The sequence below is a fragment of the Streptomyces sp. NPDC104106 genome (assembly GCF_055584345.1).
Map to the genome: position 1 here is coordinate 48,902 of NZ_JBVJMF010000005.1, position 25,711 is coordinate 74,612.

At 72.6% G+C, this 25,711-nt stretch carries 26 protein-coding genes and 1 pseudogene; 15 read left to right on the forward strand and 12 right to left on the reverse strand.

From position 1 onward, the window contains the following. The 6 genes and pseudogenes from ACZ60X_RS13810 to ACZ60X_RS13835 form a co-directional block, all read left to right on the forward strand. Positions 1–1,350: pseudogene (locus ACZ60X_RS13810) on the forward strand (hypothetical protein); the annotation flags it as partial. Between the two features lie 182 nt (positions 1,351–1,532). Further along, complete coding sequence (locus ACZ60X_RS13815) at positions 1,533–2,468, forward strand: cellulose-binding protein (RefSeq protein WP_469597565.1); 936 nt, start codon at positions 1,533–1,535, stop codon at positions 2,466–2,468. Between the two features lie 72 nt (positions 2,469–2,540). Beyond that, complete coding sequence (locus ACZ60X_RS13820) at positions 2,541–3,494, forward strand: ATP-binding cassette domain-containing protein (protein ID WP_469597567.1); 954 nt, start codon at positions 2,541–2,543, stop codon at positions 3,492–3,494. Positions 3,495–3,497: 3 nt separating this feature from the next. Further along, on the forward strand, positions 3,498–4,271 hold the full coding sequence (locus ACZ60X_RS13825; protein ID WP_469597570.1) for an ABC-2 transporter permease: 774 nt from the start codon (positions 3,498–3,500) through the stop codon (positions 4,269–4,271). A 131-nt stretch (positions 4,272–4,402) separates the two neighbouring features. Continuing rightward, positions 4,403–5,752 carry an ABC transporter ATP-binding protein gene (locus ACZ60X_RS13830; RefSeq protein WP_469597572.1) on the forward strand — a complete coding sequence of 450 codons (1,350 nt, stop codon included), beginning with the start codon at positions 4,403–4,405 and terminating at the stop codon, positions 5,750–5,752. Next, complete coding sequence (locus ACZ60X_RS13835; protein WP_469597575.1) at positions 5,749–6,630, forward strand: ABC transporter permease; 882 nt, start codon at positions 5,749–5,751, stop codon at positions 6,628–6,630. The genes ACZ60X_RS13830 and ACZ60X_RS13835 overlap by 4 nt, the downstream gene beginning before the upstream one ends. Positions 6,631–6,658: 28 nt before the next feature. Here ACZ60X_RS13835 and ACZ60X_RS13840 read toward each other — a convergent pair whose 3' ends face one another. Continuing rightward, positions 6,659–6,991: an ATP/GTP-binding protein gene (locus tag ACZ60X_RS13840; protein WP_469597577.1), complete on the reverse strand. Its 333-nt coding sequence runs from the start codon at positions 6,989–6,991 to the stop codon at positions 6,659–6,661. A gap of 222 nt (positions 6,992–7,213) precedes the next feature. Between ACZ60X_RS13840 and ACZ60X_RS13845 the strand changes: the two genes are divergently transcribed. Continuing rightward, a complete protein-coding gene (locus tag ACZ60X_RS13845; RefSeq protein ID WP_469597579.1) occupies positions 7,214–8,242 on the forward strand; it encodes an LLM class flavin-dependent oxidoreductase in 1,029 nt (342 codons plus the stop codon). 132 nt (positions 8,243–8,374) lie between these two features. Here the strand turns inward: ACZ60X_RS13845 and ACZ60X_RS13850 are convergent, their stop codons facing one another. Beyond that, complete coding sequence (locus ACZ60X_RS13850) at positions 8,375–8,767, reverse strand: SCO5389 family protein (protein WP_469597581.1); 393 nt, start codon at positions 8,765–8,767, stop codon at positions 8,375–8,377. Positions 8,768–9,044: 277 nt separating this feature from the next. Here ACZ60X_RS13850 and nucS point away from each other — a divergent pair, with 277 nt between their 5' ends. Continuing rightward, positions 9,045–9,716, forward strand: a complete 672-nt coding sequence (gene nucS / locus ACZ60X_RS13855) for an endonuclease NucS (protein ID WP_469597583.1) — start codon at positions 9,045–9,047, stop codon at positions 9,714–9,716. A 22-nt stretch (positions 9,717–9,738) separates the two neighbouring features. Here nucS and ACZ60X_RS13860 read toward each other — a convergent pair whose 3' ends face one another. The 3 genes from ACZ60X_RS13860 to ACZ60X_RS13870 all read right to left on the reverse strand — a co-directional run bounded on the left by ACZ60X_RS13860 (position 9,739) and on the right by ACZ60X_RS13870 (position 13,976). After that, positions 9,739–12,375: an ATP-binding protein gene (locus ACZ60X_RS13860; protein ID WP_469598404.1), complete on the reverse strand. Its 2,637-nt coding sequence runs from the start codon at positions 12,373–12,375 to the stop codon at positions 9,739–9,741. A gap of 258 nt (positions 12,376–12,633) precedes the next feature. Then, positions 12,634–12,957 carry an STAS domain-containing protein gene (locus ACZ60X_RS13865; protein ID WP_469597587.1) on the reverse strand — a complete coding sequence of 108 codons (324 nt, stop codon included), beginning with the start codon at positions 12,955–12,957 and terminating at the stop codon, positions 12,634–12,636. A 170-nt stretch (positions 12,958–13,127) separates the two neighbouring features. Then, positions 13,128–13,976: a 3-hydroxyacyl-CoA dehydrogenase family protein gene (locus ACZ60X_RS13870; protein WP_469597589.1), complete on the reverse strand. Its 849-nt coding sequence runs from the start codon at positions 13,974–13,976 to the stop codon at positions 13,128–13,130. 523 nt (positions 13,977–14,499) lie between these two features. On the opposite strand from ACZ60X_RS13870, the gene ACZ60X_RS13875 reads away from it, so the two are divergent. Further along, a complete protein-coding gene (locus ACZ60X_RS13875; RefSeq protein WP_469597592.1) occupies positions 14,500–14,625 on the forward strand; it encodes a hypothetical protein in 126 nt (41 codons plus the stop codon). Positions 14,626–14,637: 12 nt separating this feature from the next. Here ACZ60X_RS13875 and ACZ60X_RS13880 read toward each other — a convergent pair whose 3' ends face one another. Continuing rightward, positions 14,638–15,276, reverse strand: coding sequence for a TetR/AcrR family transcriptional regulator (locus tag ACZ60X_RS13880; RefSeq protein WP_469597594.1), 639 nt, complete (start codon positions 15,274–15,276; stop codon positions 14,638–14,640). A gap of 98 nt (positions 15,277–15,374) precedes the next feature. On the opposite strand from ACZ60X_RS13880, the gene ACZ60X_RS13885 reads away from it, so the two are divergent. From ACZ60X_RS13885 to ACZ60X_RS13895, 3 genes are read left to right on the forward strand one after another with little or no spacing between them, the layout of a single operon-like run. Further along, the gene (locus tag ACZ60X_RS13885) at positions 15,375–16,160 is read left to right on the forward strand and encodes an ABC transporter ATP-binding protein (protein WP_469597597.1); all 786 of its coding nucleotides are present in this window, start codon (positions 15,375–15,377) and stop codon (positions 16,158–16,160) included. Positions 16,161–16,183: 23 nt separating this feature from the next. Next, positions 16,184–16,933, forward strand: a complete 750-nt coding sequence (locus ACZ60X_RS13890) for an ABC transporter permease (protein WP_469597599.1) — start codon at positions 16,184–16,186, stop codon at positions 16,931–16,933. Positions 16,934–16,946: 13 nt separating this feature from the next. Beyond that, positions 16,947–17,519, forward strand: coding sequence for a cob(I)yrinic acid a,c-diamide adenosyltransferase (locus ACZ60X_RS13895; protein WP_469597602.1), 573 nt, complete (start codon positions 16,947–16,949; stop codon positions 17,517–17,519). 133 nt (positions 17,520–17,652) lie between these two features. Here the strand turns inward: ACZ60X_RS13895 and ACZ60X_RS13900 are convergent, their stop codons facing one another. From ACZ60X_RS13900 to ACZ60X_RS13920, 5 genes are all read right to left on the reverse strand, one after another. Next, positions 17,653–17,865 (reverse strand): hypothetical protein, encoded by a 213-nt coding sequence (locus ACZ60X_RS13900; RefSeq protein ID WP_469597604.1) that lies wholly within the window; start codon positions 17,863–17,865, stop codon positions 17,653–17,655. Beyond that, entirely contained in the window at positions 17,865–18,272 is a 408-nt protein-coding gene (locus ACZ60X_RS13905; RefSeq protein WP_469597607.1) for a hypothetical protein, read from the reverse strand. Before ACZ60X_RS13905 ends, ACZ60X_RS13900 begins: the two co-directional genes overlap by 1 nt. 65 nt (positions 18,273–18,337) lie before the next feature. Further along, positions 18,338–19,816 (reverse strand): ATP-binding protein, encoded by a 1,479-nt coding sequence (locus ACZ60X_RS13910; RefSeq protein ID WP_469597609.1) that lies wholly within the window; start codon positions 19,814–19,816, stop codon positions 18,338–18,340. Then, the gene (locus tag ACZ60X_RS13915) at positions 19,813–20,508 is read right to left on the reverse strand and encodes a response regulator transcription factor (RefSeq protein WP_469597615.1); all 696 of its coding nucleotides are present in this window, start codon (positions 20,506–20,508) and stop codon (positions 19,813–19,815) included. The genes ACZ60X_RS13910 and ACZ60X_RS13915 overlap by 4 nt, the downstream gene beginning before the upstream one ends. Positions 20,509–20,530: 22 nt before the next feature. After that, positions 20,531–21,112, reverse strand: a complete 582-nt coding sequence (locus ACZ60X_RS13920) for a hypothetical protein (RefSeq protein WP_469597618.1) — start codon at positions 21,110–21,112, stop codon at positions 20,531–20,533. Between the two features lie 151 nt (positions 21,113–21,263). On the opposite strand from ACZ60X_RS13920, the gene ACZ60X_RS13925 reads away from it, so the two are divergent. From ACZ60X_RS13925 to ACZ60X_RS13935, 3 genes are all read left to right on the forward strand, one after another. Further along, positions 21,264–22,469 (forward strand): sensor histidine kinase, encoded by a 1,206-nt coding sequence (locus ACZ60X_RS13925; protein ID WP_469597621.1) that lies wholly within the window; start codon positions 21,264–21,266, stop codon positions 22,467–22,469. Further along, positions 22,466–23,119 (forward strand): response regulator, encoded by a 654-nt coding sequence (locus tag ACZ60X_RS13930; protein WP_469597623.1) that lies wholly within the window; start codon positions 22,466–22,468, stop codon positions 23,117–23,119. The genes ACZ60X_RS13925 and ACZ60X_RS13930 overlap by 4 nt, the downstream gene beginning before the upstream one ends. 145 nt (positions 23,120–23,264) lie before the next feature. Further along, a complete protein-coding gene (locus ACZ60X_RS13935) occupies positions 23,265–25,094 on the forward strand; it encodes a glycosyl hydrolase family 18 protein (protein WP_469597625.1) in 1,830 nt (609 codons plus the stop codon). 72 nt (positions 25,095–25,166) lie between these two features. Here the strand turns inward: ACZ60X_RS13935 and ACZ60X_RS13940 are convergent, their stop codons facing one another. Then, the gene (locus ACZ60X_RS13940; protein ID WP_469597627.1) at positions 25,167–25,613 is read right to left on the reverse strand and encodes a DUF2550 domain-containing protein; all 447 of its coding nucleotides are present in this window, start codon (positions 25,611–25,613) and stop codon (positions 25,167–25,169) included. Positions 25,614–25,711: the final 98 nt, after the last annotated feature.

Genomic DNA, 25,711 nt, shown 5'->3' on the forward strand with positions numbered 1-25,711 from the left:
ACCCTCATCACCGAGGCCCGCAACGAGGCCGAACGGCTCACCACCGAGACCGTGACCGAGGCCGACCGCGTGCGCACCGAGGCCCTCGCCGAGGCCGAGCGGGTCCGCGCGGAGGCGGCGCAGACGCTCACCGAGGCCGGCGAGGCGGCGTCCCGGACCCGGGCGGACGCCCGCTCGGACGCCAACCGCATCCGCTCCGAGGCCGCCACCCAGGCCGACACCCTCATCACCGAGGCCCGCAACGAGGCCGAACGGCTCACCACCGAGACCGTGACCGAGGCCGACCGCGTGCGCACCGAGGCCCTCGCCGAGGCGGACCGGGTCCGCGCGGAGGCGGTGGCGAAGGCCGAGCAGCTCGTCGGGGAGGCCACCGGCGATGCCGAGCGGCTGCGCGCGGAGGCGGCGGAGACGGTCGGCTCGGCGCAGGCGCACGCCGAGCGGCTGCGCGCGGAGGCCGAGCGGCTGCGGGCGGACGCGCAGGCGGAGGCCGAACGGCTCGTCAACTCCGCGCGCCAGGAGGGCGAGCGGACCCTGGACGAGGCCCGCCAGGACGCCAACAAGCGGCGTTCGGAGGCGGCCGAGCAGGTCGACACGCTCATCACGGAGACGACGGCCGAGGTCGACAAGCTGCTCAGCGATGCGCAGGAGCAGGCGCTGCAGACGACGGCGGACGCCGAGTCGCAGGCCGACACGATGGTCGGCGCGGCCCGCGCGGAGGCCGAGCGGATCGTGTCGGAGGCGACGATCGAGGGCAACTCCCTGGTGGAGAAGGCCCGTACGGACGCCGACGAGCTGCTGGTCGGCGCGCGCCGGGACGCGACCGCGATCCGGGAGCGCGCGGAGGAGCTGCGCGACCGCATCACGGCCGAGATCGAGGAGCTGCACGAACGGGCCCGGCGCGAGGCCGCCGAGACCATGAAGTCCACCGGCGACCGCTGCGACGCGCTCATCAAGGCCGCCGAGGAGCAGCTGGCCAAGGCGGAGGCGAAGGCCAAGGAGATGGTCTCGGAGGCGAGCTCCGAGGCGGGCAAGGTGCGGATCGCCGCCGTCAAGAAGGCGGAGGGTCTGCTCAAGGAGGCCGAGCAGAAGAAGGCCAGGCTCGTCAAGGAGGCCGAGGAGCTGAAGGCCGAGGCGATCCGGGAGGCCCGGAGCACGGTCGAGGAGGGCAAGCGCGAGCTGGAGATCCTGATGCGCCGGCGGGAGGACATCAACGCCGAGATCTCCCGTGTCCAGGACGTGCTGGAGGCGTTGGAGTCCTTCGAGACGCCGGCGTCCGGGAAGGACGGCGGAGTCAAGGCGGGCGCCTCGGTCGGCGCCCCCCGATCGGGTGGCAAGTCGTCAGACGGCTAGCGCAGGGGTTGCGTTCCGGTAACGTCTGAGGGCTTTGCCCGTGTCTTGGCAAGGCTTCCAGCCGTCAGCCACCCAAAAGGGGTCTCATTCTCCAGATCAAACACGTATCCGCTCGATGACACACCGCTTCGGCCCCTAGGATTCCACCTATCACCTCACCGGTCTCATTCGACAGGAACCCCATGAGCGACACTTCCCCCTACGGCTTCGAGCTTGTGCGGCGTGGGTACGACCGCGCTCAGGTGGACGAACGTATCTCCAAGCTCGTCTCCGACCGTGACAGCGCTCTCGCCCGGATCACCGCCCTGGAGAAGCGCATCGAGGAGCTGCACCTCGAAACGCAGAACGCCCAGGCCCAGGTCAGCGACGCCGAGCCGTCGTACGCGGGTCTCGGCGCGCGGGTCGAGAAGATCCTGCGCCTGGCCGAGGAAGAGGCCAAGGAGCTGCGTGAGGAGGCCCGGCGGGCGGCCGAACAGCACCGCGACCTCGCCGAGTCGGCTGCCCAGCAGGTCCGCAACGACGCCGAGTCCTACGCCGCCGAGCGCAAGGCCAAGGCGGAGGACGAGGGCGTCCGGATCGTCGAGAAGGCGAAGGGCGACGCCGCCCAGCTGCGCTCGGAGGCGCAGAAGGACGCGCAGTCCAAGCGGGAGGAGGCGGACGCCCTCTTCGAGGAGACCCGCGCCAAGGCCGCGCAGGCCGCCGCCGACTTCGAGACCAACCTGGCCAAGCGCCGCGAGCAGTCCGAGCGCGACCTGGCCTCGCGTCAGCAGAAGGCCGAGAAGCGCCTGGCCGAGATCGAGCACCGCGCCGAGCAGCTGCGCCTGGAGGCCGAGAAGCTGCGCACGGACGCCGAGCGCCGCGCCCGCCAGACGGTGGAGACGGCCCAGCGCCAGGCCGAGGACATCGTGGCCGACGCCAACGCCAAGGCCGACCGCATCCGTTCGGAATCCGAGCGCGAGCTGGCGGCGCTGACCAACCGTCGCGACTCGATCAACGCCCAGCTGACGAACGTCCGGGAGATGCTGGCGACGCTGACCGGCGCGGCGGTCGCCGCCGCGGGCACGACGACCGACGACGAGCCCATTTCCCGTGGGGTGCCGGCGCAGCAGACGCGGTAACCGCGAAAGCGCGTGGCCGAAGCCCCCTGCCCTCAAGTGGCAGGGGGCTTGCCGTCGTCTTAGCGTGGCCGCATGATCGAGCTTGCGGGGCTGACCAAGCGGTACGGCGAGAAGCTGGCCGTGGACGGTCTCACCTGCGCGGTCCGGCCCGGTGTCGTGACCGGGTTCCTCGGGCCCAACGGGGCCGGGAAGTCCACCACCATGCGGATGATCCTCGGTCTCGACCACCCCACCGCCGGGGACGTCCGGATCGACGGCAGGCACTACGCCGAGCTGGCGGACCCGCTGACGTACATCGGGGCGCTGCTGGACGCCAAGGCCGTGCACGGCGGCCGCAGCGCGTACCACCACCTCCTCTGTCTCGCCCAGAGCAACGGCATCCCGAAGAGCCGGGTGGGCGAGGTGCTGGACACCGTCGGGCTCACCGCCGTGGCGCGGAAGAAGGCCAAGGCGTTCTCGTACGGCATGGGCCAGCGGCTGGGGATCGCGGCCGCGCTGCTCGGCGATCCCCGCATCCTGATGTTCGACGAGCCGGTCAACGGGCTCGACCCCGAGGGCATCCACTGGATCCGCACCCTGATGAAGTCGCTCGCGGCGGAGGGCCGTACGGTCTTCGTCTCCTCGCACCTGATGAGCGAGATGGCGCTGACCGCCGACCACCTCGTCGTCATCGGACAGGGGCGGCTGCTCGCGGACACCTCGATGGCCGACTTCATCCGGCAGAACGCGCGGACGTACGTGCGGATCCGCTCGCCGCAGCGGGAGCGGCTGCTCGACGCGCTGCACGAGGACGGCATCACGGTCGTCGAGGCGGGTGCGGGCGCGCTGGAGGTGGACGGCGGCAAGGCGGAGCGGATCGGTGAGCTGGCGGCACGGCACGGGATCGTGCTGCACGAGCTGAGCACCCAGCAGGCGTCGCTGGAGGAGGCGTTCATGCGGCTGACGGCGGAGTCGGTGGAGTACCACGCGCGGTCGGGGCGACCGGCGGCCCCGCAGGACTGGGGCGCCGGCTGGAAGGGGGCCTGACCCATGGCGGCCGGTCAGGTCATCCGGTCCGAGTGGACGAAGATCCGGTCCGTGGCGTCGACGGTGTGGACGCTGTCGGTGGCCGTGGTCGTCACGATCGCGCTCGGCATGCTCATCTCCGCGCTCACGCGCAGCCAGTTCGACTCGATGCCGATCAGGGACCGGCTGTCGTTCGATCCGACCTTCGTGTCCTTCACGGGCACGAGCCTCGGCCAGCTCGCCATGATCGTGTTCGGGGTGCTGGTCGTCTCGAACGAGTACAGCACCGGCATGATCCTCGTCTCGCTGGCCGCCGTGCCGCGCCGGGCCGCCTTCCTGTTCGGCAAGGTCGCCGTGGCCAGCGCGCTCGCGCTGGTCGTCGCCATGGCGACGAGCTTCGCCGCCTTCTTCCTGGGTCAGGCGGTCCTCGGGCCGTACCGGGCGCACATCGGGGATGAGGGAGTGCTGCGCGCGGTGATCGGCGGCGGGCTGTACATGACGCTGATCGCGGTGTTCTCCATGGGGGTGGCCGCGATGCTGCGCTCGCCGATGCTGTCGCTCGGCATCCTGATGCCGTTCTTCTTCCTGATCTCGAACATCCTCGGCAACGTCGACGCGACGAAGAAGATCGGCCGGTTCCTGCCGGACCAGGCGGGCAGCCGGATCATGCAGGTGGTGCCGAGGATCGGCGACGACCGGCCGTACGGGCCCTGGGGCGGGCTCGGGATCATGGTGCTCTGGGTGATCGCCGCGCTCGCGGGAGGCTACGTGCTGCTCCGGAGGCGGGACGCCCAGTGAGCCCGGCGCTCACGTTTCGTGATGCTCGGGCTTTACTTTCTTTTGGGCGGAACCGTCAGCGGCTCGATATCCTCCTAACCCTTACGGGGGCGTGTGCCCCGCTGTCCTGAACCTTTCGATGGGTGCGGAGCATGATCGAGGCTGTAGGCCTGACGAAGCACTACGGCGACAAGACCGCCGTGCACAACCTTTCCTTCCAGGTGCGACCGGGAGCCGTCACGGGCTTCCTCGGGCCGAACGGCTCGGGCAAGTCGACGACGATGCGGATGATCCTCGGGCTGGACAACCCCTCGTCCGGCACGGTGACGATCGGCGGCTACCCGTACGCCAAGCTGCCCAACGCCCCCCGTCAGGTCGGCGCGCTGCTGGACGCCAAGGCGGTGCACGGCGGGCGGACCGCGCGCAACCACCTGCTGAGCCTCGCCCAGCTGTCGGGCATCCCGGCGCGGCGCGTGGACGAGGTGCTCGGGGTCGTCGGCCTCCAGGACGTGGCCAAGAAGCGCTCCAAGGGCTTCTCGCTCGGCATGGGCCAGCGCCTGGGCATCGCCGCGGCGCTGCTCGGCGACCCGCAGGTGCTGCTGTTCGACGAGCCGGTCAACGGCCTCGACCCCGAGGGCATCCTCTGGGTCCGCAACCTGATGAAGGCGCTCGCGGCGGAGGGCCGTACGGTCTTCGTCTCCTCGCACCTGATGAGCGAGATGGCGCTGACCGCCGACCACCTCATCGTCATCGGGCGCGGCCAGCTGCTCGCCGACATGAGCGTGACGGACTTCATCTCGGCCAACTCCGCCGACTTCGCGCGTGTGCGCACCCCCGACACCGAGCCGCAGCTGCGCGAGAAGCTGACCTCGGCGCTCACCGAGGCGGGCGGCCACGTCCTGCCCGAGCAGGACGGCGCCCTGCGGGTGACGGGCCTGCCGCTGCCCCGGATCAGCGACCTCGCGCACGAGGCGGACGTCCGGCTGTGGGAGCTGTCGCCGCACCAGGCCTCGCTGGAGGAGGCGTACATGCGGATGACGCAGGGTGCCGTGGACTACCGCTCGACCATCGACCAGAAGGCGGGCCTGCAGCAGCCGCTGCCGCCGGGCGCGCAGCCGCCCCTGCCGGTGCCCGGCCAGGGCCAGCCCGGCTGGTACGCCCCGCCGCCGCCCTCGCAGGGCGGGCAGCCCTACCCGGGCCAGCCGGTTCCCACGGGCCCCTACGGCACCGCCCAGCCGGGCCCGTACGGCGCCCCCGCCAACCCGTACGCCCAGCAGACGGCCCCCCAGCCGCCGGCCCCGGCCGCCGCCCCGCAGCCCGCGCAGGCACCGCAGGGACAGGCGCCCGCCCCGCAGCCCGCGCAGACACCGCAGCAACAGGCGCCCGCCCCGCAGGCCCCGGCCGCACCGCAGGCTCAGGCTCCCGCCGCTCCCCCGGCGCCGGCCGCCGCGCCCGCCCCCGCCGACCCCAACCGGACCCAGCCCGAGGACGACGCCCGATGAGCACCCACCAGCCCCCGATGCCGCAGGCCCCCGCAGCCGCCGCACCCGACTGGCAGGCGGCGCCCGGCGGGGCGTACCCCGGTTACACCTCGCCGATCCCGGTCGTGCGCACCCACCTCGGGCACGCGCTCGCCTCCGAGTGGACGAAGATCAAGTCGGTGCGCTCGACGATCTGGACGCTCGGTGTGTTCGTGCTGCTCGTCATCGGCATCGGCCTGCTGGCCGGCGCGGTGGTCAGCCGCTCCACCTCGTCGATGAACGACCAGAGCCCGCTCCAGCTCGGCTTCTTCGGGCTGCTGCTCGGCAGCATGTGCATCATGACGCTCGGCGTGCTGACCACCGCGTCCGAGTACGGCACCGGCATGATCCGGACGACGATGACCGCGTGCCCGAGCCGCGGCCGGGTGCTCGCCGCGAAGGCGATCGTCTTCTTCGTCCTCGCCTTCGTGATCACGCTGGCCTCCAGCGCGTTCGTGGCGGTGGTGCAGACGGCCATGGTGCGGGACAACGGCGCGCGCACACCCACCGGCGCCGAGTGGTTCAAGGCCACCGTCGGCGTGAGCCTCTACATCGCGCTGCTCGGGCTGTTGTCGCTGCTCATCGGCTCGATCATCCGGCACTCCGCGGGCGCCATCACCATCATGATCGGGGTGCTGCTCGCGCCGCTGGTGATCGCGCTGTTCATGTTCGCCCAGTCGATGCACAAGGTCCGCGAGTGGCTGCTGGAGTACTCGATCCCGAACCAGATGAGCCTGTTCTACTCCAACTCCCTCAGCAGCTCCGGCCCTTCGGGCTGGGACCCGCTGTGGATCGTCCTGGGCGTGACGGTGGTCGCGTACGCCGGCGCCTACGCGCTGCTGCGGCAGCGGGACGTGTGAACCCGAACCTCCGGCCAGGAGCGCCGGACTAGAACTTCGGCGCGTTACGGGACCGCTGCACCCGCGTGGTGCGGCGGTCCTTCGCGTTCCAGCACGCCTTGTGCCAGTGCCGGCGGTCGTCCACGCCCGCGAACTCCGGCCAGGCCACCACGTGCGGGACGCCGGAGGGGATCAACTGGTCGCAGCCCGGGCAGCGGTACGTCTTGCCCTGCGCGCTCGCCCCGGCGACATGACGCACGCTCCAGTCCTCGCCCTGCCAGCTCTCGGTCGACTGCCAGCCGCCGTACCGGCCGACGCTGTCCTCCTCGGCGCTCCGGCCCGAGGATCCGGCTGCATTCGGTCGGTTGCGACGCGGGGACACGGGACACCTCTCGGGGCTATACAGGAAGCACGGGCTGCATCCAGCGTACGCGCCGCCGAGCGGGGTACGCGAAGGGAACCAACCCGCCCAAGTCCCCCTACAGGACCCGCGATTCTGCAGACAATCCGCAAATCTCTCCGCGAGGCCGTGTCCTGGGCACGTGTCGGACGGTTATGCCGGGTGGGGGAGCTCCGGGTCGGAGCCAAGGAAGCAGGAAATGCGATGTACGTAGGAAGCTTTGTGCTGGGCGCCCAGTTCCCGGGCCAGGGTCCGGGAGAAGCCCTGCACCGGGCGGTCCGCTCGGCGGAGGTCGCCGAGGAGGCCGGACTGGACGCGGTGTGGCTCGCCGAGCACCACTTCGTGCCGTACGGCACGTGCCCGTCCGCGGTCACGCTGGCCGCCCTTCTGCTCGGCCGCACCCGCCGCGTCCGGGTCGGTACGGCGGTCAGCGTACTGCCCACCGCCCACCCGGTGGCCCTCGGCGAGCAGGCCGCGCTGCTGCATCTGACGAGCGGCGGCAGGTTCACGCTGGGCGTGGGCCGCGGCGGTCCCTGGGTGGACCTGGAGGTGTTCGGCGCGGGCCTCGGGGCGTACGAACACGGGTTCCCGGAGTCGCTCGATCTGCTGCTGCGCTGGCTGCGCGAGCCGCGCGTGGCCGCCGACGGGGAGCGGTTCCGCTTCCGCGAGGTCGCCGTCGTACCCCGCCCCTCGGAGGCCCTGACCGAGGGGCCGGGCCCCGAGGTGGTCGTCGCCTGCACCTCTCCGGCGAGCGTCCGGCTGGCCGCCGAGCGCGGGCTGCCGATGCTGCTCGGCATGCACGTCGGGGACGAGGAGAAGGCCGAGATGGTCGCGATGTGGCGGCGCTGCGCCCGGGCGGCGGGCCTGAGCGGCGAGGAGATCGCGGCCGCGGCCCATGTCTCGGCCGGGGTGTGCCAGCTCGCCGACCGGCGCACGGACGCGGCGGAGACGCTGCTGAAGGCGATGCCGGGCTGGCTGAAACAGGGCCTGGAGGCGCATGTGACGGTCGACGGCCGGACGCGCCAGATGCGCGATCCGTACGCCTACACCGAGCTGCTGTGCGGCTTGCACCCGGTGGGCACCCCGCGCCTCGCCGCCGACCGGCTCGCGGCCACCTCCGAGCGCACCGGCATCTCCCGCTTCGCCCTCCTCGTGGAGGGCTCGGGCGATCTCGCCGCGACCGAGGAGAACCTGCGGCGCCTCGGCGCCGAGGTGCTGCCGCAGCTGCGCTGAGCCGACGGGCCGGTCACGGGGGCCCTGGGGGGCTTGCCGCCCCACGTGTGAACGCACCTCCCACGGGTGGAGCGGCAAGCGAACGGCCCACTGGGCCCGCATGGGTCTGCCGTACCGGGACCGGGCTGCCCGTCAGCAGTCGCGAAGCTCCGGCGACTGGTTCAGCAGCTGGCTGCGCACCGACGTGAAGCGGGCCAGCGTCTCGTCCGCCGCGGCGTCCAGCGGGAACACCGCCACCCGGTGGCAGTTCTGGAAGGCCAGACGCACACCGAAGTGCCGCTGCAACGCGCCGCGGATGGCGTCGCTCGCGAGCGCGCGCAACAGCTGACCGCGTGCCTGCTCGTCCGGCGGGGGCGTCAGGTTGTCGGCGAACGGACCGCCGTCGACCTGGAGCCGCGCCACCAGGGAGCTGATCATCTCCCATGCGTAAGGCAGGGAGGTCCGGACGCAGTCGACGAATGCTGCTTCGTCGACCTCGCCTCGCTCGGCCTGTTCGAGTAGGGCCGGTGAGACGTCGAGCGACATGGGTTCTCCTCTCGCACCCCCGCGGGAGCAGGGGTTGCCGGACAGATAAGGGAGTTCGCGATGTCGAACACGCTCCGTACATTCGCCGCGACCTCACGTTCTCTACGGTAGGCAACGGTCGGTGACCACACCAGCAGAATGCGTATATGGAACAGTCCCTTTACGAGCACAATCGGCCAGGGATGAACAAGAGTTTCCAGGGACAATTGGGGCGATCCACAGGGAGCGGGACGGGCGGATCGCGCGCACCTCGGGGTGTCGAGTAGCGTTGCCGACCATGCGTCTCGTCATTGCCCGCTGCTCGGTCGACTACGCCGGCCGGCTCACCGCCCATCTGCCCTCGGCGCCCCGACTGATCCTGGTCAAGGCGGACGGCAGCGTCTCCATCCACGCGGACGACCGGGCCTACAAGCCCCTCAACTGGATGTCGCCGCCGTGCACGCTGAAGGAGGGCGGCGGCGAGGAGGAGGGCGTCTGGACGGTCGTCAACAAGGCGGGCGAGAAACTGATCATCACGATGGAGGAGATCCTCCACGACTCCTCGCACGAACTCGGCGTGGACCCCGGTCTGATCAAGGACGGCGTGGAGGCGCACCTCCAGGAGCTGCTCGCCGACCGCATCGAGACGCTCGGCGAGGGCTACACCCTGATCCGCCGCGAGTACATGACGGCCATCGGCCCGGTGGACATCCTGTGCCGGGACGCCGACGGGCAGACGGTGGCGGTGGAGATCAAGCGCCGGGGCGAGATCGACGGCGTGGAGCAACTCACGCGCTATCTCGACCTGTTGAACCGCGACCCGCACCTGGCGCCGGTGCGCGGCGTCTTCGCCGCGCAGGAGATCAAGCCCCAGGCCCGCGTCCTCGCCACCGACCGCGGCATCGACTGCCACGTCCTGGACTACGACGCCCTGCGCGGCATCGAGGACGACAAGCTCCGCCTGTTCTGACGGCCCTCGCCCCCGCGGTCCGTCAGGTGGCCGAGCCCGACGGCTGCGGGGCGCTCTGGGAGGACGAGGCCCCGCCGGTCGTCGTGCCCGCGGTCGAGCCGGTGGTCGAGCCGCTCGGGCTGCCGCTGGAGCCGCTTGTCGAGCCGCTCGAGGAGCCGGTGGTGGTACCCCCGCCGCTGGAGGAGCCTCCGGAGGTGGTCGTCCCTCCCGAGTTGCCACCGCTCGCCGTCGTACCGCCGCTCGTCGGCGTACCGCCACTCGTCGTCGTACCACCGCCGGTCGTCGTGCCACCGCTCGTGGTGCTGCCGCCGCTGTTGGACGAGCCGCCGCTCGGGCTGCCGCTGGAGCCGCTCGTGGAGCCTGCCGAGCCGCCCGACGGCGACCCGGACGACTTCGACGGCTTGGGAGACGTGGACGACGAGGTCGGCGTCGTGCCCGAGCCGGAGGGGCTGATGCTCTCCGACGGGCGGGCCGGGTCGGTCGACGGCGCCGGGCCGCCGGTCGTGCCGTGTGCGCCGCCGGTGCCCCCGGTCGCCGGACCGCCTCTCGCCACGCCCGTCGTACCGCCGGTGCCCTGGTTCGGGTCCGCGCCCAGGGTGCCGTCGTCCGTGCCCTGGCTGATCGAGGGGTTCACGTCGACCTTGCCTGCCGGGTTCTTGTCGGCGTTCTCGTGGGACGTCATGCCGAGCGTGACGACCGTACCGAGGACCGCGGCGAGCAGGGCGCCGGAACCGGCCGCCACCAGGTTGCGGCGGGCCAGCCGGCGCAGGCCCCCCACGCCCCCGGCGCCGTCCCCGCCGCCCGCCGGGGCCACCGGGAGCCGCTGGGTGACCAGGGCGTCGCCGATCGGCGCGTACGGCGGCGGCGCCGACTCCTCGTGCCGTATCTCCGGCAGTTCCTCCCCCGCCATCGCCCTGACCCCGGGCAGCTCGCCCGAGCGGTCGGCGACCAGCGCGAGGGCCCGGCGCCCGGCGACGGCGCCCCGCTTGTCGGCGAGCGCGCCGCGCAGCCCGATGGACGCCTCCAGTTCGGCGCGGGCCCGGTCGAGCTGTCCGCAGCACAGCGCGAGGACGCCCAACTCGTGGTGGAAGTAGGCCTGTTCGTGCACCTCGCCGGTCAGCCGGGAGGCCTCCGCGCCGGAGCGCAGCGCACGCTCCCAGGCCCCCCACTGGAGCCCGGCGGCCAAGGCGGGCGCGGCCGCGCGGGCGAGCCGTACCGCGATGCTCTCCTCGCCGTCGGCGGGTGCGGAGGTCTGCGGGACGACGGCGGCGAGCGCGGCCAGCACCGCGTCCGCCTCCGCGCTCACCCGCTCGGGGGTGACCGAGGGGTGGCCGGACCACCAGGTGTAGTGCTCGGCGGCGGCGAGTGCCCGGTCCGCGGCGTCGTCGGCGTACCCGGCGGCCTCCAGCTGGGTCTGCACCCCGGCCGCGAGCCGGTAGCGGGAGCCGACCGGGGAGACCAGTCCGCACATGGCCAGCTCGCCGAGGGCGGCGTCGGCGTGGGTGTCGCCGACCAGGGCCGGCAGATGCGCCTGGTGCGGCACCTCGCCGCCGAGGGCGACGGCGAAGCGCAGGGTGGCGCGGGCGGAGGCGCTGAGCCGGGAGGCGAGCAGCGGCGCGGGCGCGGCGGCCTCGCCGAGAGAGGGCAGCGCAGGCTCGTCCGCCGGCTCCACGGACGGGACCGCCGGCGGGCGTACGTCCTGGAAGACGCCGTACTCGTCCACCGCCTCGGTACCGGCCCGCAGTTCGTCGCGCTGGCGCAGCAGGGCGCCGGCCTGGACGAAGCGCAGGGGCAGGCCCTCGGACTCGAACCACAGGTCGCCGGCCCAGTTGGCCTCGTCCTCGGTGAGCACGCGGCCGACGGCGCGCTCCAGGATCTCCACGCCGGCGGCGCGGTCGAGGCCGCCGAGGAAGACCTCCTCGACCCCGGAGGCGGCCGAGGGCGCGGGCACGTCGGGGGTGGCGCCGATCAGGAAGGCGCACTCCCGGGCGGTGTCGAGGAGTTCGTCCAGGGCGGCGCCGCCGAACTCGATGTCGTCCAGGACGACGACCGCGCCGATCTCGGCGACGAGCGCGTGCAGTTCGTCGCGTTCGGGGCGGTGGCGGGGGGCGTCGTAGACGGCGTGGAAGAGGTCGTGCAGCAGGTCGCCGGCCCCGCGGTGGAAGCCGCTGAGCCGGATCACGCCGTCGGGGGCGAGGTCCTGGCAGTCCTCGGCGACCAGGTCGAGCAGGGCGGTGCGGCCGGAGCCGCCGGGACCGGTGAGCCGCACGGAGCGGCCGCGGGCCAGCAGTCTGACCAGGCGCTCGCGTTGGTCCTGGCGCTCCACCAGCGGCAGGGGCGGCTGGGCGGGGCCCGCCGGCGCCGGCGGCCGGGCGGCCCGCTCGATGCCGGCCCGCTCGGCGACGGTGCGCTTGCGGGGCCGGCCGGGACGCTCCGCCGGCGGACATGGCTCGATCTCGCCGCCGTCGACGGGGTTGACGGTCAGCAGCAGGTCGGCGGAGACGAGCCGTGCCGTGCGGGCGGGGCCGGATGGGCCCGGCCCCGCGCCGAAGTCGGAGGTGTGGGACTCCCGGGCCGGGCGGCGGCCGTGCGCCTGCCCGTACTCCTCACGCCCGGCGTCGATCGGGTTGATCGAGTCGATCGGGTCGTTCGGGTCCATGGGTTCCATCGGTTCCATGGGTTTCCAGCCCCCCAAAAGCGTCGTGTGCCCGTGATCCGGCCCCTCCCGGCCTTGTCGCACACCGCGCTGTCGCTTCTGGTCCGGGCCCGCTCGGTCGAGGGTTGCGAGGCAGCGGGCGACCGAACCCTAAACCTTGGCTCAGTATCTCCGACAGGGCGGGGTGCCGTACGGCCCGAGACGTCACGGTCCGGTGAGGATTGCCCTCGACGTGCGCATCCGCCCCGGCCGCACGACGCGTCACACCCGGGGCAGCGACTCCACGCCGATGCCGCCCTCGATGGCGAGGATGCGGTGCAGCCGGGTGGCCACCAGCAGGCGCTGCATCTGCGGCGGTACACCGCGCAGCACCAGACGGCGACCGCAGCGGCCGGCCCGCCGGTGGGCGCCCATGATCACGCCGAGCCCGGTGGCGTCCCAGGAGTCCAGTTCCGACAGGTCGAGCACCAGGTCGCCGATGCCGTGATCGACGGCGAGGTGCAGGGCCGTACGGGCGTCCGCCGCGCTGCGGACGTCGAGGCGGCCCCCGACGACCAGCTCGGCGTGGTCGCCCCTGATGTGCATAAGCGCTCCCCGTTGAGTGCGGTTGGCGTACTCCGTGATGTTCGACGTTGCAACGTCTGACTGTGCGAGTGGCGGTGCGGTTGCTGGTTGTAAGCGAACCGATACCGAATTCACCCCGGGGAGTGATGCTCCCGGGGGTGACATCCGGCGGATGCCCGTACAGGCGGTGCTCAGTACGTGTAGAAGCCCTGCCCGCTCTTGCGGCCGATGTCACCGGCGTCCACCATCCGGCGCATCAGCTCCGGCGGGGCGAACTTCTCGTCCTGGGACTCGGTGTAGATGTTGCTCGTGGCGTGCAGCAGGATGTCGACGCCGGTGAGGTCGGCGGTGGCGAGCGGGCCCATGGCGTGGCCGAAGCCCAGCTTGCAGGCGAGGTCGATGTCCTCGGCGGTGGCGACCCCGGACTCGTAGAGCTTGGTGGCCTCCACGACGAGCGCGGAGATGAGCCGGGTCGTCACGAAGCCGGCGACGTCCCGGTTGACGACGATGCAGGTCTTGCCGACGGACTCGGCGAACTCCCGTGCGGTGGCGAGGGTTTCGTCGCTCGTCTTGTAGCCGCGGACCAGCTCGACGAGCTGCATCATCGGCACCGGCGAGAAGAAGTGGACGCCGACGACCCGCTCGGGGTGCTCGGTGGCCGCGGCGATCTTGGTGATCGGGATGGCGGAGGTGTTGGAGGCGAGCACGGCCTCCGGGCGCACGATCTTGTCGAGCGCGCGGAAGATCTCGTGCTTGACCTCCAGCTTCTCGAAGACGGCCTCCACGACGACGTCGGCGGCGGCGGCGGCGTCCAGGTCGGTGGTCGCGGTGATGCGGGCGAGGGCCGCGTCGGCGTCGGCCGCGGCCAGCTTCCCCTTGCTCACGAACTTGTCGTACGACGCCTTGATGCCGTCCGTGCCACGCTTCAGCGCCTCGTCCGTGACATCGCGCATGACGACGTCCCAGCCCGCCTGCGCGGCGACCTGAGCGATACCGGACCCCATGAGACCGGCCCCGATGACGGCGAGCTTCCGTGCCACTGACGACTCCCTTGAATCGCGCTCCAAGTCTGCTTCTCCGGCGGACCCTAGCGCTCTGGAGCCGCTGTGTGACCGGTAAGTAACGCGCGTCACGTCTCAATTGACGGACGTCACACCGGCAGCGGTACGAGACCCCGATCGTGCGGCCCCCTGCGCCGTGTGCGGGCAGAAGCGGCCTTTCCCCCTCAATAGGCTGAATCGCCGTCATTGTTCCGACGGTTCAGGGGTGGCGAGGGTAGCGCCGGGTGGCCCTCGGGGTCATTGTTCCGTAACTCCGTGATCACGTGGCGTTGCGGACGGCGGCCGGTCCATGACCGGCTGTCCCTCACCGAGGGCGCTTCAGCACCGCCCGCGCGAGGGGCAGTTGGCGTGAGAGCCTGCGGCTGCGCCATCGCGCGCGGCGAGGGGCACGCGGCGTCCTTCTGGTACGACCAGACCGGCATCGGCACCGGGGCCGTCCCCCAGGCCCCTCGGCCGACTCAGGCCCCTCGGGCACCGGCCGGCGCCCTCCGGCGCCGACGTCATGACCTCGTACGCCACCCGTGCCGTGACCCGTGGCTACGCCCGCCGGCCCGGCATGGAGGTCCCCGTGCCGGGCCCCTGCTTCGCGGAGCGGGTCAGCTCGCTGCTCAGCGAGGCGGCTCGGTGAGCATCGGTGCTCTCACCGCTCCCGTACCGCGTACCCGAGGACCCGCTCACCGAGCAGGTCCTCGACGTCGTCCAGGAGGTCGAGGACCTCCCTGGACACCTCGCGCGGATCGCGCCCCTTGACCATCTCGCGCCCGATGACCGCCATCACCGTGCTGTGTGCCCAGCCGATCTGACCGGCCATCAGGTGGGGCAGGTCGTCGTCGTCGGCCGCGCCGGTCTCCTCGCGCAGGGCCTGTTCCAGGTTGGCCTGGACCTCCTGGGCCAGGGCCCAGAGGCGGGAGCGCAGGGCGGGGGTCTCCTCGATGACCCGCTGGAATCTCTCGTACCCGGGGATGAGACCGACCCGGGGCGAGACGGCCTCGACCTCCTCGCGCAGCTCGCGCAGGACGGCGGCGGCGGCCGACTCGCCTTCCGGCCTGCCCCGCACCCAGCGGGCGAGGCGGTCGACCATGCCGGCGGACCGGTCGAAGAACAGGTCCTCCTTGGCCGGGAAGTAGTTGTAGACGGTGTTGACCGAGACGTTGGCGGCGTCCGCGATCTCGGCGACCGTGACCGCGTCGAAGCCGCGCTCCAGGAACAGTCCCGTGGCGACGTCCGAGATGTACTGCCTGGTCTGCCGCTTCTTCCGTTCCCTGAGCCCTTCTGCCATGCCGGCATCCTAGCTTCGCTGGATCCACTGGAAAGTTAGCGGCTCAGAAAACTTGGGGTCGTTGCAAATTTTCAATGACTCATGCTTTCCTGGTCGGCATGACAGCAGTCATCAGCGCTGCGGGCCTCGCCCGCACCTTCCAGACCAAGGCCGGCCCGGTGGAGGCCGTCCGGGGCATCGACCTGACCGTCCACGAGGGCGAGATCCTCGGATTCCTCGGCCCGAACGGCGCCGGCAAGACGACCACCCTGCGGATGCTCACCACCCTCCTGAAGCCCACCGGCGGCGCGGCCACCGTCGCCGGGCACGACCTCGCGACCGATCCGGCCGGGGTGCGCCGGGCGTCCGGGTACGTCGCCCAGTCCGGCGGGGTCGATCCGCAGATCACGGTCCGGGAGGAACTGCTCACCCAGGGCCGGATGTACCGGCTGTCACGGTCGGCGGCGGTCGCGCGGACCGGCGAACTGGCCCGCGAGCTGGACCTCGACGGGCTGCTCGACCGCAGGACCGGCGCCCTGTCCGGCGGGCAGCGCCGGCGCCTGGACATCGCGATGGCACTCACGCACCGCCCGAAGGTGCTCTTCCTGGACGAGCCGACGACCGGGCTGGACCCCGGCAGCCGCGCCGATCTGTGGGACCTGGTGCGCCGGCTGCGCGACGAGCACGGCACGACCGTGTTCCTGACCACCCACTACCTGGACGAGGCCGACGCCCTCGCCGACCGCCTGGTGGTCGTCGACCGGGGCGCGGTCGCCGCCGAGGGCACGCCGAGCGCGCTCAAGCTCCGGTACGGCGGCTCGCTCGACGCCACCCTGCAGGACACGTTCCTCGCCATCACCGGCCGCGGCCCCGCCCCGGCCGACACCGCCCCCGTAGCCGTCTAGGGACAGGGATCCAGGGAAGAAACATGCTGCTCCACGACACGGCCCTCATCTACGGCCGCTATCTGCGCCAGTCGCTGCGCTCGCGCTTCGCGCTGCTCTTCGGCGTGCTGACGCCCCTGCTCTACCTGCTCTTCTTCGGCCCGCTGCTCACCCGTCTGCCGCTCGGCGGCACGGGCAGTTCCTGGCAGGTGCTGGTCCCCGGCCTGCTGCTCCAACTCGGGCTGTTCGGCGCCCTGTTCGCGGGGTTCACGGTCATCCTCGAAAAGGGGCAGGGCGTGCTGGAGCGGATGCGCGTGACGCCGGTCAGCCGGCTCGCCCTCCTGCTCGGCCGGGTGCTGCGCGACGCGACGGTCTTCGTCTTCCAGGCGGTCCTGCTGGTGCTGGCCGCGCTGGTGATGGGGCTGCGCGCGCCGCTCGCCGGCGTCCTGATCGGCTTCGCGTTCGTCGCCCTGCTCTCGCTCTCGCTGGCCTCGCTGTCGTACGCGCTGGGGATGCTGGTGCGCACCCCGCAGGAGTTCGGGCCGCTGATCAACGCGGTCTCGATGCCGTCGATGCTGCTGTCCGGCCTGATGCTCCCGATGACGCTCGCCCCGGCCTGGCTGGACGTGCTCTCGCACTTCGTCCCGTTCCGCTACCTGGTGGACGCGGTACGCGACGCGTACGTCGGCCGGTACGCCACCGCGCACATGCTCTACGGCTCCCTCGTCGCCGTCGGCTTCGCGGTACTGGCGGTGACGGTGGGCACACGGGTGTTCCGGACGGCCGGGGCGTAACTACGCTGGCCACATGGTCAATCTGACTCGTATCTACACCCGCACCGGGGACCAGGGCACCACCAGCCTCGGCGACATGAGCCGGGTGCCCAAGACGGACCTCAGGATCTCCGCCTACGCGGACGCCAACGAGGCCAACGCCGTCATCGGCACCGCGATCGCGCTGGGCGGCCTTCAGGCGGAGGTCGTCAAGGTCCTCACCCGCGTGCAGAACGACCTGTTCGACGTGGGCGCGGACCTGTCGACGCCGGTGGTGGACAACCCCGGGTTCCCGCCGCTGCGGGTGGAGCAGTTCTACGTCGACCGGCTGGAGGCGGACTGCGACCGCTTCAACGAGCGGCTGGAGAAGCTGCGCTCCTTCATCCTGCCCGGCGGCACCCCCGGCGCGGCCCTGCTGCACCAGGCCTGCACGGTGGTACGGCGGGCGGAGCGCTCCACCTGGGCCGCCCTGGAGGCGCACGCCGACTCGATGAACCCGCTCACGGCCACCTACCTCAACCGCCTGTCCGACCTGCTGTTCATCCTGGCCCGGGTGACGAACAAGGACACCGGCGACGTGCTGTGGGTGCCGGGCGGGGAGCGCTGAACGCTCCGCAGGCAGTGCCGCGCCAGGCCGTCGGACGGCCACGGGTCCGCCGCGGCCGGTCGTGCGGTCGCCCGCGCCCTTCCGGGGCGCCGGCGAACCGCACCGGACGACGGCGGACCCGCTCAGCGCCGGCTCACCGGTCAGCGGTGCTCTTCGCGTCGCGGTCGGCGGCGGCCGCGGCGGACTCGGCCGCGTCGGCCTTCTTCCGCATGTCCGCGTAGCCCGAGGGCGTGGCGGAGGTGGCGGACGGCGCTGGTGCGGCCGCGTCGTGGTGGGCGCACCCCGCGGTGAGGGCGGCCAGCACGGTGACCACCGCCACCGCGAGCGCCGGCCGCCGGCCCCGCATCAGCCCGCCGCCTTCCCGTTGTCGTTCTTCTGGCACCACGTCTTGACGGCGGCCAGGTCCTTCTGGCGCTGCTCCAGGTTCGTCACCAGCGACTTGCGGAAGTCCAGCCGGTTCTGCAGGTAGGTGGCGATCTCCGTGTGACCCGCCTTCTTCGCGTTGTCGACGCGCTTTTCCAGCCGGGCCACCGAGCCGCGCGTGCCCGCTTTGGCGTCGAGTCGCTTCAGGGCCCGTGCGATACGCCGCTCGATCTTCGGCACCCGCTTGCACAGGCCCTGCGCGCCGTCATGGGCGGGCGCCGGCTTGGGGGTGCTGTCGGCCGCGGCCGCCGTGCCCGCCGTGCCGCCCGCCAGGACGGCCGTCACGGCGAGCCCCGCGAGCAGCGTGCGCGTGCGTCGTCGTCCGTACATGTGCCTCAACTGCCTCTCGGTTCACTTCCCGGGCGGCCTCGGGCGGCCGTCCGTCGCGCCGGACGCTAGGCGAGGTCTTTGGGGAAACTCTGTGACCGGTTTGCCCCGGCTGTACCGATCAGCCAGTCCCGCCGGCCGGGCAGGCCCCGGCGCGGTTCAGCGCCGTCCACGGGCAGCGTCACGGCGAAGCGCGCGCCGGTGCCGCCCGGGCCGTCCGTCACCGTCACGCGCCCCGCGTGCAGGGCCGCCTGCTGGGCGACGAGGGTGAGCCCGAGTCCGGAGCCGGCGCTGTCCGGGCCCCGCTGGAACCGTTCGAAGATCCGGCCGCGGGCCTCGGCGGGGACGCCGGGACCGTGGTCGTCCACGGTGATCAGCGCCGTGCCCGCCTCGCCGCGCCCCACCGTCACCCGCACCCGGGCCCGGCCCGCGGAGTCCCGGCCGTGGGCCAGCGCGTTGGCCAGCAGGTTGTCCAGCAGCAGCCGCAGCCCCGGCTCCCAGCCGTGCACCGTCAGCCCCGGCTCCGCGTCCAGGGTGAGCCCGGCGTCCGGATCCCGGCGGCGGGCCTCGGCCACGGCCGCGTCGGCGACGTCGGCGAGGTCGACGGGCCGGAACGCCTCCGCCTCCACCAGGTCGCCGCGCCCCAGTTCCCGCAGCATCACCAGCAGCCCGAGCAGCCTGCCGTGTTCGCGGCGCAGGTCGGCCAGCACCTCGGTGCGGTCCGCGGCCGGCAGGCCGGGATGGTCGGCGAGGATGTCGAGGTTGGTGCCCATGCTCATCAGCGGGGTGCGCAGTTCGTGCGCGGCGGCCGAGGAGAAGGAGCGGGCGGTGTCGAGGGCCTGGCCGGTGCGGGCGGCCTGCTCGTCGTAGCGGGCGAGGACGGTCCGCAGGGTCGCGGCCAGCTCGTCCACCTCCCGTACCCCGGTGCGCTCCTCGGGCAGCCGGGTGGTGCTGGTGCGCGGATCGAGCCCGGCGGTGCGGCGGGTGAGCCTGCGCAGCGGCGCGCTCGCGCCGGCGGCCAGGCCCCAGGCGAGCAGCCCCGACACGGGCACGGCGAGGAGCGCGGTGACGAGCACCCGGCGGCGCACGAGCGGGATCTGCACGCGGGCGGCGGTGTCCGGCGAGAACAGCCACAGCGTGCCGGCCGCCGTTCCTGTGCGCACCGGTCGGGCCAGGGCCCGCCAGGTGCGCCCGCCGGCCCGGAGGGTGACGAACCCGGAACCGCGCTCGGGCAGCGTGACGGCGGGTCCGGGCTGGGGGCCGCCGCTGAAGGTGGCGTCCGGACCGACCACGCGGACGCCGACGTCGAGGGCCGCGTCGAACAGCTGCCGCTCGCGGGTGTCGGCGGCCCCCGGCCGGCCGTCGGAGGCGGCCCGCAGCAGGGCGCGGGCATCCGGTGCCACGGCCGTCGCCCGCTGCCGCAGGTGCTGGTCCTCGGCCCGGTGCAGATCGCGGGCGACCAGGTGCAGCAGCAGCCAGCCGCCCGCCAGCACCAGCAGTGGGATGGTGCAGCCGACGGCGAGGCCGATGCGTGCGGAGAGTCTCACAGCGTGTCCCTGAGGACGAAGCCGACGCCCCGGACCGTGTGGATGAGCCGGGGGCGGCCCTGTGCCTCCAGTTTGCGCCGCAGATAGCTGACGAAGGTGTCGACGGCGTCGGTGCGCACCTCGAAGTCGTAGCCCCACACCCGTTCCAGGAGCTGGTCGCGGGTGAGGACCAGCCCGGCGTTGCGGGTGAGGACCTCCAGCAGCCCGAACTCCCGCCGGGTCAGCTCCAGCGGGACGCCGTCGCGCTCGGCGGTGCGGGCGGCGGGGTCGATGACGAGGCCGGCCGCGCGCAGCACCTCGTGCCCGGCGGGCGGGCGGCGGCGCAGCAGGGCGCCCAGCCGCAGCACCAGCTCCTGCAGGGCGAAGGGTTTGACCAGGTAGTCGTCGCCGCCCGCCTGGAGCCCGGCGATCCGGTCGGCGGTCTCGTCCAGCGCGGACAGCATGAGCACGGGCAGGTCGCGGCCCGCGGCGCGGAGCCGGGTGCACACCTCGATGCCGCTCATGCCGGGCATCGACACGTCGAGGACGAGCACGTCGGGCGGGGCGGTCTCGATCGCGGCCAGCGCCTCGGGGCCGTCGGCGGCGGTGCGCACCGTGAAGCCGCCCAGCCTCAGCCCGCGCTCCAGCGAGCGCCGGATCGCCGCGTCGTCGTCGACGACCAGCACCGCACCGGCACCCGTCCTGTCAGCCATCCGCCCTCCTCGTGCGCTCGCCTCATCGCCCGGTCAGCGTACGGTCCTCCCTCTCGCCCGCGGCAGTGCCGGCCGGGGGCTTCTTCGGCCACAGCAGATAGGTGAGGGCGATGACGCCGTGGATCGCGGCGATCCGCAGCGCCGCCCACTGCCAGGAGCGCAGCGGGCCGGTGGCGGCGCCGTCGCCGACGTACCAGACCGCCGCCTGGAGCAGGGCGAGGGCGAGGGCGGACGCGAGCAGCGTGCGCAGCCACAGGCGTCCCTCGTGCCGGGCCCGCGCGAGGCCGTACCTGGGCGGTTCGGGGGGCCGGGGCGCGCCCGTGAGGCGGTGGGCGGCATGGCCGTCCAGCCAGGTGATCGTGGCGTGGCCGTAGCCGGCGGTGAAGCCGATGTAGAGCGCGGCCAGCCCGTGTTCCCAGCTCGGCCGGGCGCCGCCGCGCAGGTCGATGGCCGTGACGACGAACAGCACCACCTCCAGCAGCGGCTCGCACAGCAGCAGCGCCACGCTGGTGCGGCGCCACTTCAGCAGATAGCGCACGGCCAGTCCGGCCGCCAGCAGCACCCAGAACGCCACCTCGCAGGCGATGACCAATCCGACGACCACGGCTCGCTCCTTCCTGTCGCCTTTCCAGACTCGCCGCCGGTACGTCCCGTTACGTCGTCGGCGCGGGCGAGGCCGCCGTAAGCGAAAGTCGCAGTCCGGGACCCTTCCCGGGGAGCAGGCGGGCGGGCGCCGGGCCGTGTTGGATGGGGGCATGGCACGAGCGCTCCCCCGCCCCCACCCCGACGACCTGCGCATCGCGCTGGGCGGGCTGCTCGGCGGGGTGGTGCTGTGGGCGCTCGGGATCCATCCGCGCGTGGTCTCGGACCCGGTGGTGCTGTGGCACGCGCCGTGGGGCCCGCTGGTGCCGCTGGCGGTGACGACCGCGTGCGAGCCGCTGCGCCGCACGTGGCCGCGGGTCGGGCTCGCCATCGGCACGCTCGCGCTGGTCCTGGACACGGTGACCCTCGGCAACGTGGTCACGCTCGTGCTGTACACCGATCTGATGTACGCGGCCGTCCTGTACGGCTCTCCCGCCTCGGCCCGCCGGATTCCCTGGGTGACCGGGATGCTGACGGTCCTCGGCGGGGTGGTGCCCGCCGCGATCTGGCGCGATCCGCACGGGCTGCTGATCGGGGTGGGGGTCGGCGTGATCGCGTTCGCGCCGGCGGCGACCGGCTGGGTGGTGCGCAACCACCGCGACGCCGCCGAGGCGGCCCGGCTGCGCGCCGAACAGACCGCGCTGCTGGCCGAGATGGACCGCACCCAGGCGGTCACCGCCGAACGGGTACGGATGGCCCGGGAGTTGCACGACATGATCGCCAACCACCTGTCCGCGATCGCCATTCACTCCACGGCCGCGCTGTCCCTGGACGATGAGCGGACCTCGCGGGAGGCGCTCACGGTGATCCGGGAGAACAGCGTCGAGGGGCTGGCCGAGATGCGCCGGCTGATCGGTATCCTCCGGGACAGCGGCGGGGACCTGGAACCCGCAGCGACGCCGACGCTCGACGGCCTGGCCACGCTCGTGCGGAACGCCCGTGCGGGCGGCCTGGACGTCCGGCTGGAGGACGGCCACGGCCCGGTGCCCGCGCCGGTCGAACTGGCCGCGTACCGGATCGTGCAGGAGTCGCTGACCAACGCGCTCAAGCACGCGGCCGACGGCCCCGTGGACATCGCGCTGCACCAGCGGGAGGACGCCTTGCACATCCGGGTGACCAGCGCCTACCGGCCCGGCGACACCCCGCGCGCCCCCGGCTCGGGCTCCGGCCTCGCCGGCATGCGCGAACGCACCGCGCTGCTCGGCGGCAGCTTCGAGGCCGGCCCGGAACCGGGTCCGGGCGGCCACCGGTGGACCGTACGCGCCGGTCTCCCACTCCACCAGGACACCCCCCGGCGACGCTCAGGAGATTCCGCATGACCACGCCCGCCATCCGGGTCCTCGTCGCCGAGGACCAGTCCGCCGTGCGCGCCGGGCTCGTGCTGATCCTGCGCAGCGCGCCCGACATCGAGGTGGCCGGCGAGGCGGCGGACGGCGAGCGGGCGGTGGAGCTGGCCCGTGAGCTGCGGCCGGATCTGGTGCTGATGGACGTGCAGATGCCGCGGCTCGACGGGGTGTCGGCCACCCGGGCGATCGTCGCGGAGGGGCTCGCGGACGTGCTCGTGCTGACCACCTTCGACCTGGACGAGTACGTCTTCGGGGCGCTCAGGGCGGGGGCGGCCGGGTTCCTGCTGAAGAACACCGAGGCGCGGGACCTGCTTCAGGCGGTGCGGACGGTGGCGCGCGGCGAGGGGATCGTTGCCCCGGCGGTCACCCGGCGGCTGATCGCCGAGTTCGCCGCCGCACCGGTGCGCGGGGCGACGTCCGACCCCGCCGTGCTGGAGGGCCTGACCCCGCGCGAGCGCGAGGTGCTGTCGGCCATCGGAGAGGGCCTGTCGAACGCGCAGATCGCCGAGCGGCTGCGGATGGCGGAGGGCACGGTGAAGACCCACGTCAGCAGGCTGCTGGGCAAGCTGGAACTGCGCAGCCGCGTCCAAGCCGCCGTACTGGCCCGGGAGTTGGGGATCTAGCGAGGACGACCGGCGCCATCCCGGTCAAGTGGTCCAGACCTATTGACCTGTGGTCCAGACCTTTCTACTCTCGCAGCACCATGGGCGTGAAGGCTCAGTCATGCCCACGGCATCCCTTTCCTTCCCCCTACCGAGGAGGCGCACCATGCGCTTCAGACACAGAGCCGCGGCAGGCCTCGCGACCCTGCTGCTCCCCCTGGCCGGCCTCGTCGGGCTCGCGGACCCCGCCCACGCCGCCGCGGCCACCGCGACGGCGAGCTACGCCAAGACCACCGACTGGGGAACCGGCTTCGGCGGCCAGTGGACCGTCAAGAACACCGGCACCAGCACCATCAGTTCCTGGACCGTCGGGTGGGACTTCCCCTCCGGCACCTCCGTCACCTCCGCCTGGGACGCGGACGTCACCAACTCCGGCAACCACTGGACCGCGAAGAACAAGTCCTACACCGGCACGCTCGCCCCGGGCGCCTCGGTCTCCTTCGGCTTCAACGGCTCCGGCTCCGGATCCCCGTCCAACTGCACGCTGAACGGCGGCAGTTGCGACGGCGGTACGACGCCCCCCGGTGACAACCCGCCGTCCGCGCCCGGCACCCCGACCGCCTCCGGCGTCACCGACACCTCGGTCACGCTCAACTGGAGCGCGGCCACGGACGACAACGGCGTCAAGAACTACGACGTCCTGCGCGACGGGAAGGTCGTCGCCACCGTGACGACCACCTCGTACACGGACACCGGCCTGACCGCCGGCAGCGACTACTCCTACAGCGTCCAGGCCCGCGACACCGCCGGCCAGACCGGACCGGTCAGCGGCGCGGTCGCCGTGCACACCACCGGCGGGGGAGGTACCACTCCCCCGCCCACCGGCGACAAGGTCAAGCTCGGCTACTTCACCGAGTGGGGCATCTACGGCCGGGGCTACAACGTCAAGAACCTGGTGACGTCCGGCTCGGCCGCGAAGATCACGCACATCAACTACGCCTTCGGCAACGTCACGAACGGCCAGTGCGCGATCGGCGACTCCTACGCCGACTACGACAAGGCGTTCACCGCCGACCAGTCCGTCAGCGGCGTCGCCGACACCTGGGACCAGCCGCTGCGCGGCAACTTCAACCAGCTGCGCGAGCTGAAGGCCAAGTACCCGAACCTCAAGGTGCTGTGGTCCTTCGGCGGCTGGACCTGGTCCGGCGGCTTCGCGCAGGCGGCGGCCAACCCCACCGCGTTCGCGGACTCCTGCTACAACCTGGTCAACGACCCGCGCTGGGCCGATGTGTTCGACGGCATCGACATCGACTGGGAGTACCCGAACGCCTGCGGCCTGTCCTGTGACACCAGCGGTGCGGCCGCCTTCAAGAACGTGATGGCCGCGCTGCGCGCCAAGTTCGGCAGCGGCAAGCTGGTCACGGCCGCGGTGACCGCCGACGGCTCAGCGGGCGGCAAGATCCACGCCGCCGACTACGCGGGCGCCGCCCAGTACGTCAACTGGTACAACGTGATGACGTACGACTTCTTCGGCGCCTGGGACGCCAAGGGCCCCACCGCCCCGCACTCCCCGCTCACCTCGTACCCCGGCATCCCGAAGGACGGCTTCACCACCGCCGACGCGATCGCCACGTACAAGTCCATCGGCGTCCCCGCGAACAAGCTGCTCATCGGCATCGGTCTCTACGGCCGCGGCTGGACCGGCGTCACCCAGGACGCCCCCGGCGGCACCGCCACGGGACCGGCGGCCGGCACCTACGAGCAGGGCATCGAGGACTACAAGGTCCTCAAGACGTCCTGCCCGGTCACCGGCACCGTCGCGGGCACGGCGTACGCGCACTGCGGCAGCAACTGGTGGTCCTACGACACCCCGTCGACCATCGCCGGGAAGATGAGCTGGGCCAGGTCCCAGGGGCTCGGTGGCGCGTTCTTCTGGGAGTTCAGCGGCGACACGAGCGACGGCGAGCTGGTGAACGCGATCAGCAGCAACCTGTAACAGGGCCGCTAAGCGACGTTGACGCTCCCCCAGACTTCGTCCGGGGGACCCCCACCCAGCGGGTGAATGTGGCTACGCCACATTCACCCGCTGTCCGGGCGGGGCTGCCTCAAGCCACGCGAGGAATCCGGTCAGCGCGTCTTCGCTCATGGCGAGTTCGAGGCGCGTGCCCCGGTGCGTACAGGCGAGGACCACCGCGTCGGACAGCAGCGCCAGTTCCTCCTCGCCCTCGGGCAGCCGGCGCCCGGCCACCTCGATGGCGGCGCGCTCCAGGGTGCGGCGGGGACGGAAGCCGTAGGAGAAGACGCGGTACCACTCGATGCGGTCGCCGTTGTAGCGGGCGACGCCGTAGGACCAGCCCTTGCCGCTGGTGTCCGGTTTCTCGGGCACGTCCCAGCGCAGGGAACAGTCGAAGGTGCCGCCGGAACGCTGGATCAGTCTGCGGCGCAATCCGAACAGGAACAGTCCCACCACCACGAGCGCGACCACGACCGCCACCACAGTCAGAGCGAGGACCATCGGCACCGACCTCCTCGTCTCCTAGGTAATGGAACGGAAAAAACACCCGGATTCACCTCAGCCGCGGCTGGGTCCGGATCCCTCCGGTCCCAGCCGCG

What these genes read in the sequence shown, in the direction of transcription:
- ACZ60X_RS13830 (WP_469597572.1), top strand. Translation starts at nt 4,403, where the DNA reads ATGATCGAGGCTGTAGGCCTGACGAAGCACTACGGCGACAAGACCGCC.
- ACZ60X_RS13850 (WP_469597581.1), bottom strand. Translation starts at nt 8,767, where the DNA reads ATGTCGCTCGACGTCTCACCGGCCCTACTCGAACAGGCCGAGCGAGGC.
- ACZ60X_RS13925 (WP_469597621.1), top strand. Translation starts at nt 21,264, where the DNA reads ATGGCACGAGCGCTCCCCCGCCCCCACCCCGACGACCTGCGCATCGCG.
- ACZ60X_RS13865 (WP_469597587.1), bottom strand. Translation starts at nt 12,957, where the DNA reads ATGCACATCAGGGGCGACCACGCCGAGCTGGTCGTCGGGGGCCGCCTC.
- ACZ60X_RS13835 (WP_469597575.1), top strand. Translation starts at nt 5,749, where the DNA reads ATGAGCACCCACCAGCCCCCGATGCCGCAGGCCCCCGCAGCCGCCGCA.
- nucS (WP_469597583.1), top strand. Translation starts at nt 9,045, where the DNA reads ATGCGTCTCGTCATTGCCCGCTGCTCGGTCGACTACGCCGGCCGGCTC.
- ACZ60X_RS13875 (WP_469597592.1), top strand. Translation starts at nt 14,500, where the DNA reads ATGACCTCGTACGCCACCCGTGCCGTGACCCGTGGCTACGCCCGCCGG.
- ACZ60X_RS13860 (WP_469598404.1), bottom strand. Translation starts at nt 12,375, where the DNA reads ATGGACCCGAACGACCCGATCGACTCGATCAACCCGATCGACGCCGGG.
- ACZ60X_RS13820 (WP_469597567.1), top strand. Translation starts at nt 2,541, where the DNA reads ATGATCGAGCTTGCGGGGCTGACCAAGCGGTACGGCGAGAAGCTGGCC.
- ACZ60X_RS13915 (WP_469597615.1), bottom strand. Translation starts at nt 20,508, where the DNA reads ATGGCTGACAGGACGGGTGCCGGTGCGGTGCTGGTCGTCGACGACGAC.
- ACZ60X_RS13905 (WP_469597607.1), bottom strand. Translation starts at nt 18,272, where the DNA reads ATGTACGGACGACGACGCACGCGCACGCTGCTCGCGGGGCTCGCCGTG.
- ACZ60X_RS13885 (WP_469597597.1), top strand. Translation starts at nt 15,375, where the DNA reads ATGACAGCAGTCATCAGCGCTGCGGGCCTCGCCCGCACCTTCCAGACC.
- ACZ60X_RS13845 (WP_469597579.1), top strand. Translation starts at nt 7,214, where the DNA reads ATGTACGTAGGAAGCTTTGTGCTGGGCGCCCAGTTCCCGGGCCAGGGT.
- ACZ60X_RS13935 (WP_469597625.1), top strand. Translation starts at nt 23,265, where the DNA reads ATGCGCTTCAGACACAGAGCCGCGGCAGGCCTCGCGACCCTGCTGCTC.
- ACZ60X_RS13890 (WP_469597599.1), top strand. Translation starts at nt 16,184, where the DNA reads ATGCTGCTCCACGACACGGCCCTCATCTACGGCCGCTATCTGCGCCAG.
- ACZ60X_RS13930 (WP_469597623.1), top strand. Translation starts at nt 22,466, where the DNA reads ATGACCACGCCCGCCATCCGGGTCCTCGTCGCCGAGGACCAGTCCGCC.
- ACZ60X_RS13940 (WP_469597627.1), bottom strand. Translation starts at nt 25,613, where the DNA reads ATGGTCCTCGCTCTGACTGTGGTGGCGGTCGTGGTCGCGCTCGTGGTG.
- ACZ60X_RS13880 (WP_469597594.1), bottom strand. Translation starts at nt 15,276, where the DNA reads ATGGCAGAAGGGCTCAGGGAACGGAAGAAGCGGCAGACCAGGCAGTAC.
- ACZ60X_RS13900 (WP_469597604.1), bottom strand. Translation starts at nt 17,865, where the DNA reads ATGCGGGGCCGGCGGCCGGCGCTCGCGGTGGCGGTGGTCACCGTGCTG.
- ACZ60X_RS13825 (WP_469597570.1), top strand. Translation starts at nt 3,498, where the DNA reads ATGGCGGCCGGTCAGGTCATCCGGTCCGAGTGGACGAAGATCCGGTCC.
- ACZ60X_RS13895 (WP_469597602.1), top strand. Translation starts at nt 16,947, where the DNA reads ATGGTCAATCTGACTCGTATCTACACCCGCACCGGGGACCAGGGCACC.
- ACZ60X_RS13815 (WP_469597565.1), top strand. Translation starts at nt 1,533, where the DNA reads ATGAGCGACACTTCCCCCTACGGCTTCGAGCTTGTGCGGCGTGGGTAC.